This window comes from Clostridium nigeriense, assembly GCF_050585265.1.
GTDB classification, from domain to species: Bacteria; Bacillota; Clostridia; order Clostridiales; family Clostridiaceae; genus Clostridium; species Clostridium nigeriense_B.
Window position 1 is genome coordinate 184138 of the sequence record NZ_JBNOOE010000003.1, and the last position, 12108, is coordinate 196245.

At 28.4% G+C, this 12108-nt stretch carries 9 protein-coding genes and 1 pseudogene; 8 read left to right on the top strand and 2 right to left on the bottom strand.

Going from position 1 to position 12108, the window contains the following annotated elements; translation table 11 throughout:
* Nucleotides 1-593: 593 nt before the first annotated feature.
* The 4 genes and pseudogenes from ACQPVP_RS04440 to ACQPVP_RS04455 form a co-directional block, all read left to right on the top strand.
* Nucleotides 594-2318 (top strand): annotated as a pseudogene (locus ACQPVP_RS04440) (beta-N-acetylhexosaminidase family protein); the annotation flags it as partial.
* 39 nt (nt 2319-2357) lie between these two features.
* Entirely contained in the window at nt 2358-3122 is a 765-nt protein-coding gene (locus tag ACQPVP_RS04445; protein ID WP_430847767.1) for a discoidin domain-containing protein, read from the top strand.
* 11 nt (nt 3123-3133) lie between these two features.
* Complete coding sequence (locus tag ACQPVP_RS04450; RefSeq protein ID WP_430847623.1) at nt 3134-3898, top strand: discoidin domain-containing protein; 765 nt, start codon at nt 3134-3136, stop codon at nt 3896-3898.
* A 113-nt stretch (nt 3899-4011) separates the two neighbouring features.
* A complete protein-coding gene (locus ACQPVP_RS04455; RefSeq protein WP_430847625.1) occupies nt 4012-4320 on the top strand; it encodes an LPXTG cell wall anchor domain-containing protein in 309 nt (102 codons plus the stop codon).
* Nucleotides 4321-4505: 185 nt separating this feature from the next.
* Here ACQPVP_RS04455 and dusA read toward each other — a convergent pair whose 3' ends face one another.
* Entirely contained in the window at nt 4506-5546 is a 1041-nt protein-coding gene (dusA, locus tag ACQPVP_RS04460; protein WP_430847627.1) for a tRNA dihydrouridine(20/20a) synthase DusA, read from the bottom strand.
* Nucleotides 5547-5699: 153 nt separating this feature from the next.
* Entirely contained in the window at nt 5700-5978 is a 279-nt protein-coding gene (locus ACQPVP_RS04465; RefSeq protein ID WP_430847629.1) for a hypothetical protein, read from the bottom strand.
* Between the two features lie 234 nt (nt 5979-6212).
* On the opposite strand from ACQPVP_RS04465, the gene ACQPVP_RS04470 reads away from it, so the two are divergent.
* The 4 genes from ACQPVP_RS04470 (at nt 6213) to ACQPVP_RS04485 (ending at nt 12093) form a co-directional block, all read left to right on the top strand.
* The gene (locus ACQPVP_RS04470) at nt 6213-6971 is read left to right on the top strand and encodes an SDR family NAD(P)-dependent oxidoreductase (RefSeq protein ID WP_430847631.1); all 759 of its coding nucleotides are present in this window, start codon (nt 6213-6215) and stop codon (nt 6969-6971) included.
* 174 nt (nt 6972-7145) lie between these two features.
* Entirely contained in the window at nt 7146-8570 is a 1425-nt protein-coding gene (locus tag ACQPVP_RS04475; protein ID WP_430847633.1) for a 6-phospho-beta-glucosidase, read from the top strand.
* Nucleotides 8571-8707: 137 nt separating this feature from the next.
* Nucleotides 8708-10711: a molybdopterin-dependent oxidoreductase gene (locus tag ACQPVP_RS04480; RefSeq protein WP_430847635.1), complete on the top strand. Its 2004-nt coding sequence runs from the start codon at nt 8708-8710 to the stop codon at nt 10709-10711.
* Between the two features lie 11 nt (nt 10712-10722).
* On the top strand, nt 10723-12093 hold the full coding sequence (locus ACQPVP_RS04485) for an MATE family efflux transporter (RefSeq protein WP_430847637.1): 1371 nt from the start codon (nt 10723-10725) through the stop codon (nt 12091-12093).
* Nucleotides 12094-12108: the final 15 nt, after the last annotated feature.

Genomic DNA, 12108 nt, shown 5'->3' on the forward strand with positions numbered 1-12108 from the left:
AGGCGAAAATCCAATAAAAAAGTAATTTTTGGAAATAGGGTGTATCATATTAATATTAAATTCGGTATGATACATCCTTATTTTATATATTAAATAATTTTATTTATCAATATAAGGGCAGTTTATACATAATGATTTATTTAAATAAAATAATATCATATAAAGATATATTATGTAATTTTAATAAAATTAATAAAATGTAGATAATTTTTTTGAAAAATCATTGATAACGTTGACAGATATGTGAATTATGGATATACCGTTAAATATAAGTCGAATATTGCCGAATTTAGCGTGTAATCTACTAAGGTTAGAGCATTAGCTATGAGTGAAAATATGTAATTATTTTTTTTATATGATAATTATATATTTTTGCCCATAGCTTTTATTTTTACAAAAGCAAAAAAGAAATACGAAAGAGGGATAATATGTTAAGAACAAAACTAAATTCAATTTTAGCAAAGTAGTTGTTACTTCATTTATTTTTACAACAATACCTACAACTGTTTTTGCTGAACAAATTAATTCACCAGAAAAGCAGGTGGTTAAATTAAAGATAGAGGCACCACGTATAAGCCCAACGCCACAAAAAAATTGAGGCATCAGGAGAAGGGCTAGCTTTATCAAATAAGGTAAACTTAATTGGTCAAGATAAAGCTGATGCAGATGCTGTAAGAGAATTAATGGAAGTATTAAAAAATTTAGGACTTGAAGTTAATACTAGTTTTGATGATGAATCTACAACGATAATAATCGGTGAAGATGATGATAATATTAAGGAAATGGATGAATTTTTAACTGAAATAAAAAAAGAAGGTGCAGAATCAATTGATGTAAAAGAAGGATATGTCCTTGCTGCTAATTCAAAAGAAAATGGCCCAATGACAATAGCTATAGAGGGGAAGGATGAGTCTGGTACTTATTATGGAGTTAAAACTTTAAAGAAACTAATAGTTGAAGAAAATAATTCAAAGGTTATGCCTGAAGTTTATATAAAGGATTTTCCGACTCAGCATGTAAGAGCTATAGTAGAAGGTTTTTATGGTAATCCATGGACACATCAAGATAGATTAGATCAATTTAAATTTTATGGTGAAAATAAATTAAATATGTACATATATGCACCTAAGGATGATCCATATCATAGAGATAAATGAAGAGATCCATATCCAGCAGAAGAAATGGAAAGAATGCAAGAACTTATAAATACTGCAGCTGAAAATAAAGTTGACTTTGTATTTGCTATTTCTCCTGGTAAGGATATTACTATTGCACCTGAGGGGAGTACAGATGAAGCAATAAATGCTAAGGCAGAAGCTGATTATCAAGCGCTTGTAGCTAAATGTGAGTCTTTATATAAAATGGGTGTTAGAAGCTTTGCGATTTTCTGGGATGATATTTTTACAGATGATGGAGCTGGACAAGCTGCTCTGATGAATAGATTTAACAAGGACTTCGTAAAAGCTAAAGGAGATGTTAAGCCTTTATTAACTGTTCCAACTCAATACTGGGCATCAGTAATGTATGATGGTGATGGAAGTATTAAGCCATATACTGAAGGATTTTCAAAGAATTTAGATACAGATATAGAAGTTATGTGGACTGGGCATGATGTTATGTCTCAAACTGTAACTTTAGGAGATGCAGATAAGGTAAACAACCTTTATAATAGAAAGATGCTTTTATGGTGGAATTATCCAGTGAATGATTACAATGTTAATAAGCTAGGTTTAGGTCCAATATATAACTTAGGAAATGACTTAAGTAGTAAAATAGGTGGATTTGTAATGAATCCAATGGAATTTGGAGAAGCTTCTAAGATAACTTTACATACTGGTGCAGATTATGCATGGAATACAGCAGCTTATGATTATAACAAAGCTTGGGATAATGCTATTTCTGATATAGTAGGTGAAGAATTAAAAGAAAGCTTTAAAGTATTTGCTGATCATAGTACAAGACTTGATACAGGTAGAGAAGATGCGCCAGAAATGAAAGCTATTATGGAAGCATTCTGGAATAAAGTTGATAACAATCAATTACCTGTAGCCGAACTTGAAAGCTTGAAGGCTGGATTTGAAATTATTAAATCTGCTGTAGCAGACACTCAATCAAAATTACATTCTGCAATGTTAGAAGAAGTTGCACCACAATTACAAAAGCTTACTAATTATGCAGATGCAGCAACAACAGCATCAGATATGGTTGTTGCAATGCTAAAAGGTGATAGTCAAACTTGGTGGGAATTAAAATCAAAATTATCATTACAAATTTCTGAATTAGATGCTTCAAAAGCAGTAATTTCAGATAAAGTATTAGATGATTTTATAAAACAAGCTAATTTAAAAACGGATAATATGTATTTTAATGGGGGTGTAAAAGATGAAGTTAAAACTTATAGCTATACAGCAACTGCTTCAGATAATCTTTCTCCATTAAAATTCGAAGAGTGGTATAATGGAAAATCTCCATATAATTTTCAAAATATGTTTGATGGAAAGTTTGATACAGCATATAGATCAGCAGGAAATATTAAAACTGGAGATGAAATAGTTGTAGATCTAGGACAAGAAGAACATATAAATAATATTTATATGTTAATGGGAAGAACTTCAGATGATAATATGATAATGAATGGAAATATTCAAATATCTAAAGATGGTGTTGAATGGAAAACAATATTAGAAGGAAATTCTTTCAGAGAAGTATTTAAAGATGGAATTAATGAAAATGCTAGATATATCAAGTATATAGCTATAGAAGATCAAGAAAATCAAGTATATGTTAGAGAATTTATGGTAAATAAAAATACTACAAGTGGTGTTAAATCAAGTGTAGAGACTAAATTTTTATATAACAAGAAAGTTGTAGATAAAAATGAAGTGAATTCAGTAGTTGCAGAAGAAAAAGTTAAGTTAAAAGCTGGAGATACAATTAGTTTAGAATTACCAGAATATAAATTTATAACTGGTGTTAAGATTAACTGTAATGTTAATGGAACTATAGAATACACAATTAATGGAATGGATTGGATTAAGCTAGGAGATAGTGATTCAATATCATTAGATAAAGCACAATTGTTAAAGAAGTTAGATTCGTTGCAAGTGAAGACAAAGCTGTAAAGGACTTCAGTATGGATTTAATAATTGAAGCTAAAGGAGATGAATCAGTTACTACTAACAGAAATGGTAGTGGAAATTATAAAGATTTAGCAGCTGTAGTTGATGGCGATTTAGATTCAAGTTTTATATCATCAGAAGCTCTAAAAGTTGGAGATAACTTTACTTTAAATCTTGGAATAGTTAAGAATGTTAGAAATATTCAATTTGTATTAGACAGAGCATTTGGTGCAGATAGAATTCGTGAAGGTAAGGTTGAGTACTCGGTAGATGGAAGAAACTGGACAGAGATTCATAATGGAAATATGTCAAATGAATTCAGAATGTTTGATTTAGATTTTGATGCTCAATATATAAGAGTTACAGCTACAGGAGGTACTGATTCATGGGTTAGAATGTCTGATTTCTCAGTTAATTCACTAGAAGCAGAAGTTATATTTGAATCAACTGTTAAGCCAAGTGATGATAATCATAGATTAAATAACTTAATGGATAACAATATTCAAACTTCATATATACCAACAAAAGATTTAGGTAATGGTGATAAATTAGTTTACAATATTTTTGATGGAGAATTAATTAATAAAGTTGAAATATTCCAAAAGGAACAAACTATTTCTAATGCAAAAGTTATTGCTAGAACATCTGATGATAGAAGAATAGATCTTGGAACATTAGATAAGGGTTATAATATGTTTAATATGGACAAACCTGAAGAAGTAGTTTCAATTACATTAGAGTTCCAGGAGGGGTCTGGAACACAGAAATTTATGAAATAGTAACTGAAAACTTTAGTTTAGAAGCTGTTAAGGATATAGCAAAAGCTAACTTAGCACAAGCAAAAGAATTATTAGCAAATACTGAAGAAAAATCTGAAAAAGTAATTAATGAATTGAAAACTGCTTCAAATGAAATAGAAGAATTATTAATAGATGGTGCATCTAGGAAAGAAATTTTTGTAGCAAATAGAATATTAGAAAGTGCTATAAAGGTCTTTGAAGATTATAGTGAAGAAATTAATCCAGAGGAAAAACCAGAAGAAGGAAATGGTGGATCTTTAAATTCTGGAGAAGAAACTGATAATAAAAAACCAGGAAAATTACCTCAAACTGGTGACCCATCAGCATTAGTTAAGATGTTCTTAGGAATATCATCATTAGCAGGTGGAGCATTTGTTTATAAAAAGAAAAAAAGACAATAGTAATTTTATAGTAACATTTAATAGCTAATTTTTTATTAAATATAAGTTAAAATTTGATGTTTTAAAATTACATAATAAAATATATAAATAAAAGACAATCTAATTCCATTAAAATTAGATTGCCTTTTATTATTAAGAATTAGTATACATTATATAATGTAATAATAAATTATTAGATTATAGAATTATCTCCACAAGATATTTTCAGGCATATCTTCTAAAATTGTATTTAAAATATTTACTATTGTATCTTTTTTTACATTTGAAGAAGATAAAAGTTGTCTGTATTTTTTACTTCCTTTTACTCCTTGGAATAGGCTATGTAATGGTGAAACTAAGGCATGAACACTATTTCCTTTTTCAAGCTCTTCAATTATGTAAGGAATATATGATTTAATAGCATTTCCTCTAGAGATAGGCTTTTTATCTTCAGAGTAATCATAAAGTTTAAAAAAGTTTGCTAAAAGATAACAGTCTTCATAAGCAGGTCTTCCAATCATTACTCCATCGACTTTACTTAATGCTGATTTTATATCTTCAATAGTTTTAAAACCACCATTAATTTCTATGTTTAAATAATCAAACTCTTCTTTAAGTTTATAAACAATATTATAGTCTAAAGGTGGGATTTCTCTATTATCCTTAGGGCTTAGTCCTTTAAGAATTGCAGAACGTGCATGGATTGTATATCTGTCAGGCTTAGCCTTTGATACAGTATCTAAAAAGTCTAAAAGATCATCATAACCTTCCATAATTATTTTATTATTTGTATCTTCTAAAACTCCTGTTCCGTCAATTCCAATCCTATGCTTTATTGTAACTGGTTTATTTGTTGCTTCCTTCATAGCACAAAGTATTTCATATACTAAATCTTTTGAAGACATCAAAGCTGCTCCCATTAAATTACCTGAAACTCTATCAGATGGACAACCACAGTTTAAATTTATTTCGCTATAATTAAATTCTTCAGCTAACTTCACAGCCTTATACGCATCTTCTGGATTTGAAGCAGCAATTTGAAGAGCAACGGGACCTTCATCTTCTCTAAAATATAAAATTTTATTTCTATCTCCATGTATTATAGACTGAGCAGTTACCATTTCTGTATATAAAAGGGCTTCTTTAGTTAAAATCCTTGAAAAGTATCTAAAATGTCTATGAGTTTTATCTACCATAGGTGCAATACTTATTTTAGGTGTTTTAACTTCTGAAATATATTTTTCCATCCTTTGTATCCTTTCTGATTTATATGATTTTTAATAATTATAGCATATAAAAATAAAAAGTATGAATTAACATAGTGCTTGTTTTATTAAATGATATAAGTTACTGTAATAGATTCTTTTATACTTAAGTTATTTGGCTATTATAGTAATAGTTTACTTTTTAAATGTATCTAATAATAAAAGTGTTATAAAAACTGCTAGTAAGAATCCTCTGGCTATGTTAAATCCTATAATACCTAGATCTATAAAGTCTACAATTACATATCCAACTATGTAAATAGCACAGCAGATAATAGTCCAGATTATCTTTCCTTTTGCATCTTTTGGAGTTTTAAAAGATATTTTATTATTTTGTACTAAGTACTTAACTGAGTAATTAAATATTGCATAGAAAGTAATGAATGATAGTATTAGAGTTATTATATTTTTCAAATTATTAGCTCCTTTCAAATTGATACTATATATAATTATAACATCTATTTAAAGAATTAAGTGTAATTTTGTTTTTTAATTATGGTGTGTTTATACTAATTAAATACACATAAATAAAATAAAAATAGTAGATAAATTGAATATTTATATTAGATATTGATAAAAAAGTATCAATATTATAGATTTAAAGTAATATATATTAAATAAATAAAATTATTGTGGGAGATATTATATATGAAACTTTTAGGAAAAGTTGCTGTAGTTACAGGTGCAAGTTCAGGTATGGGGAGATCTATTGCACTACTTTATGCAAAAGAAGGAGCTTCTGTTATTGCAGTTGCAAGAAGAAAAGAAAAGCTTGATGAAATAGTTGAAATATCTAAAAATTATGAGGGTAAAATAATTGCAATGCAAGGAGATGTTTCAAGAAAAGAAGATAATGAAAAAATGATTGATCTTGCTATTGAGAATTTTGGTAAAATTGATATTTTAGTTAATAATGCTGGTATAATGGATGAAATGATGCCTGTAGGTGAAGTAGAAGATGAACTATGGCAAAATGTAATGAATATTAATTTAAATGGGCCATTTTATGCTTGTAGAAAGGCTGTAAGCTTAATGATCCAACAAGGGGAAGGAAATATAATTAATGTTGGTTCTATAGGAGGATTAAATGGTTGTAGAGCAGGAGTTTCTTATACTGCTTCTAAATATGCATTATTAGGATTAACAAAAAATATTGGATTTATGTATGCTGATAAAGGTATAAGATGCAATGTTATTTGTCCTGGAGGAGTAGATTCAGAAATTGGAGTAGGTACAAGTCATCCTAGTCAATTTGGATATTCAAGAATTAGATTGGGGTTGGGAAATGTACCAAGGTCAGGCTCTCCAGAAGAAATAGCAACAATAGCTTTATTCCTTGCAAGTAATGATTCTAGTTTAATTAATGGGGCAGAAATAGTTGCAGATGCAGGCTGGACAGCATTTTAATAAAATTTAAATGAGTTATGAAAACTCTATTGTTCTAAATCAATAGGGTTTTTTTATTTTAAGTTTTTTTAAAATTTTTAAATTTTGAAAATAGAAAATACTAAAAATTATATAAAATATACATATAGAGTTAAAAATATTTGATTAAAATTTTAAATATAAGGAGGATATGAAATGGGATTTAGAAAAGATTTTTTATGGGGAGGAGCAACAGCTGCAAATCAATGTGAAGGTGGATACAATGAAGGTGGAAGAGGTCTTGCAAATGTAGATGTAGTTCCTATAGGAAAAGATAGATTTCCTATTATTGCTGGAGAAATGAAAATGTTTGATTTTGATGATGAACACTTTTATCCAGCCAAAGAAGCTATAGATATGTATCATAATTATAAAGAAGATATAAAATTATTTGGAGAAATGGGTTTTAAGACTTATAGATGTTCAATTGCTTGGAGTAGAATTTTTCCAAATGGTGATGATGAAACTCCAAATGAAGAAGGATTAAAATTCTATGAAGACTTATTTAAAGAGTGCCACAAATATGGAATTGAACCATTAGTTACGATTACTCATTTTGACTGTCCTATGAATTTAATTGAAAAATATGGTGCATGGAGAAATAGGAAGATGGTAGAATTCTATGAAAATCTATGCAATGTTATATTTAATAGATATAAGGGGTTAGTTAAATATTGGTTAACATTTAATGAAATCAATATGATACTTCATGCACCATTTATGGGAGCTGGAATATGTTTTGAAGAAGGGGAAAATAAGGAACAAATTAAATATCAAGCTGCACATCATGAATTAATGGCAAGTGCTATAGCTACAAAGATTGCCCATGAAGTAGATCCTAATAATATGGTTGGTTGTATGTTAGCAGCAGGCGATACTTATCCATATACTTGTAAGCCTGGCGATGTTCTTGAAGCTATGAAGAAGAATAGAGAAAACTATTTCTTTATAGATGTTCAATCAAGAGGGGAATATCCTTCATACGCTATTAAAGAAATGGAGAGAAAGGGAATCCATATTGAAATGGAAGAAGGAGATAAAGAAATTTTAAAGAAACATACTGTAGATTTTATATCATTCTCTTACTATTCATCAAGATGTGCAAGTTCTGATCCAGAAGTTAATAAGCTAACTGAAGGAAATATATTTGCATCACTTAAAAATCCTAATTTAGATGCAAGTGAATGGGGATGGCAAATAGATCCACTTGGACTTAGAATAACATTAAATTCATTATATGATAGGTATCAAAAACCATTATTTATAGTAGAAAATGGTTTAGGAGCTGTCGATGTTCCAGATGAAAATGGATATGTTGAAGATGACTATAGAATTGAATACTTAAGAGAACATATTAAAGCAATGAAGGAAGCAGTTGAATTAGATGGTGTTGATTTGCTTGGATACACTACTTGGGGATGTATTGACTTAGTAAGTGCTGGAACTGGTGAAATGAAAAAACGTTATGGGTTTATTTATGTAGATAGAGATAATGAAGGAAAAGGAACTTTAAAGAGAAGTAAGAAAAAGAGTTTTGATTGGTATAAGAAAGTTATAGCATCTAATGGTGAAGAACTTTAATTAATAGTATATAAAATTTTAAATAGGCTGTTCAAATTTAATTTGGACAGCCTATTATAATTTTTAATAAAGATATATAATAGTATTAAATTAATTGATGTCTATAATTATTAAAGTCGTATATATTAGGGGGAATTATGAAAGTATTAAGTCATGGTTGTACATTAGATTGTTTTGATTGTTGCAAATTTAATATTTATGTAGAAGATAATGAAATTTTAAAAATAGTAGGTGATAAGAATCATCCTTTTACAAAAGGATTTGTTTGCAAAAAAGGTCTTGCTCATTTAGATAGATTGTACCATAAAGATAGAATTTATAACCCACTTCTAAAAGTTAATGGAGAATGGAAGAAAATATCTTTTAATGAAGCACTATCAATATTATCAGAAAAATTAAGTTATTATAAAGATAAATACTCATCAAAATCTATATTGTACTATGAACAATATGGTAATGGAGCTTTATTAAAAAGTATAGGAGATTTATTTTTTAATTTTTATGGGGGAGTTAGCAAAACTAAGGGGGGACCTTGCTGGAGTGCAGGAATTAAGGCTCAAACTTTTAATTTTGGAGATGTAAGAAGTCATTCCCTAGAAGATATGTTTAACAGTAAATCAATATTTATATGGGGAAAAAATCCTGCATTTACATCTGTACACACTATACAATGTATAAAAAAAGCAAAAGCAAAGGGAAGTAAAATAATAGTTATAGATCCTATTTATACAAAAACAGCTGAAATGGCAGATAAGTATATTAGGATAAAGCCTAATGGTGATGGTGCTCTAGCTCTTGCTATGGGAAAAATAATAATAGAAAAAGAATTATATGATGAAGAATACATTAATAAATATGTTAACGGATTTGAAAAATATAAGAAGTATGTAGATTCTTTAAATTTAGAAAAGTTAATTGAAATTTCTGGAGTAAGTAAAGAAGAAATAGAGGAATTAGTTTATCTATATACAAATAAATATTCAACGATTCTTCTTGGATATGGAATGCAAAAATATAAAAATGGTGGTAATACAATAAGTCTTGTAGACATATTAGGTGCGATAACTGGGCAGATAGGATTTAGTGGTGGTGGCATAAATTATGCAAATAAAGTTTATCCAAAGGTAATTAATTCCGATCCATATAATAGTAAGGATTTTGGAGAAAATAGGTTTTTTTATGTAAGTGAAATGGCTGATTTCATAAAAGCTTCTTTTGAAAATAAGGACTATTTTAATAAAAAAAATATCTATGTGAAAGATAGTATGAATTGTGAATTAAAAAGCTTTAATATACCAATAAAGGTTGCAGTAATTACTAAATCAAATCTTTTAAATCAATTGGCTAACTTAAATGAGCTAAAAGAAGCATTTTCTAAAATTGAATTTAAGGTTTGTTTTGATATGTTTATGACAGATACTGCAAAGGAATGTGATTTATTTATTCCAACTACTAGTACATTAGAAAGTGAAGATTTAATTTATAGCTCAATGACAAATCCATATATTATTTATAACGAAAAGGTAACTGAGCCTAGGGAAATGCTAATGGATGAATATGAGTTTTTCAAGGAACTTGCTAGAATTCTTAATGTTGAAAATTACCCTTATGTTGGTAAAAAAGAATATTTGACTAAGGTAATAGAACCTCTGAAAAAATATAATAATCAAATAGATATTAGTTACTTGAAAGATAATTACTTTACTATCCATAATCCAATAGCTTGGGAAGATAAAAAGTTTGAAACTAAATCAGGTAAATTTGAAATATTCTTTAACGATAGTTTGTATAAAGATAATATTTGTGAAGAAAAATTTATCTTACTAACAAACCATACAAGAGATAGTCTATCTAGCCAACATATGATGGATAAAGAGGGAATTTCAGTTGCATATATTAATGAAAAAATGGCTAAGAAATTAAATTTAAATAATAATGAAATAGTAACTCTAAAAAATAAAAATGGAAAAATAAGTGTAAGGTTAAATGTTGATAATATAGTAGCTGATTATGTTATTCTAATGTATGTAGGATGGTGGACTAAACATGGAAATCCAAATTATTTAACTGAATCAGGTATATCAGACATTGGAGGGCAAGTTACCTACAATGAAACAAATATAGAAATATTTAGACAATAAAAGGAGGCTTTATGGAAATTACATACATAAAAAGTATATTCGAAGATAAGAAATTTTTGCGAAAGACAGTGGCAATTGGTATTCCTATTGCTATTCAAGCACTTTTAAATACAACATTAAATCTTGTAGATACTATGATGATAGGAACTTTAGGACAAAGCACTATAGCGGCTGTAGGACTCGCTAATAAAGTGTTTTTTGTTTTTACATTATTACTATTTGGTATAGTTAGCGGATCATCTATATTAACAGCGCAATACTTTGGAAAGAGGGATATAAAAAATATTAGAAGAGTTCTAGGAATTTCTCTTATTTTAGGACTTTCTGGAGCAATAGTTTTTATGTTAGCAGGACTTTTTATACCTAGAGCTGTTATGAGAATATTTACTCCAAGTGAAGGAACTATAGCTATTGGAGCATCTTATTTAGTTATAGTGTCATTAAGTTATCCTTTAACTGCTATTACTAATTGCTATATTTCGTTATTAAGAGCAACTAATAAAGTAAAAGCTCCAGTATTTATAAGTATAATTTCAATTTTAGTTAACGTTGTTTTAAATTATACTTTTATATATGGAAATTTTGGTGCACCAAGGTTGGGAGTACAAGGAGCAGCGATTGCTACAGTAATTGCAAGATTAGTTGAATGTACATCTATTTTATCTGTTGTATATATAAGCAGAGGTCCTGCAGCTGCAAAAGCAAAAGAACTGGTTGATTTTAATAAAGAGTTTATAAAAAAATATTTTGCAACTGTTTCACCAGTTATAGCAAATGAATTTATATGGGGACTTGGAGTTACTATGTATTCATTAGTATATGGAAGAATGGGAGATGAGGCAGTGGCATCAATTACAATAACCCAAAATGTTGAACAAATTTGTGTAGTTATATTTCAAGGACTTAGTTCAGCTACAGCAGTTATATTAGGAAATGAACTAGGAGCTAATAAGCTAAAGGATGCTGAAAAACATTCAAAAGTTTTTTTTGTGCTGCAATTAATTCTTACCATAGTTATGGGAATAGTGTGTATAATAATTAGAAAACCACTAATAAATTTATTCCAAGTACCATCAAATGTAGCTAGTAATATTACAAAGTGTTTAACTGTTTTTGTATGTTATTTACCATTTAGGATGTTTAATTTAGTAAATATAGTAGGAGTTTTAAGAAGTGGTGGGGATACAAAAGCATCACTACTATTAGATATGACAGGAGTTTGGTGTGTTGGAATACCTTTTGCATTTTTAGGAGGAATAGTTCTAGGATTACCAATTTATTATGTTTATGCTATGATAACTATCGAGGAAGTTTATAAATTTATATTAGGGTTAAGAAGATATAAGAAAAAGAAATGGCTTAAGAATATAGTTGAAGTTTAAAATAAATATAAAATT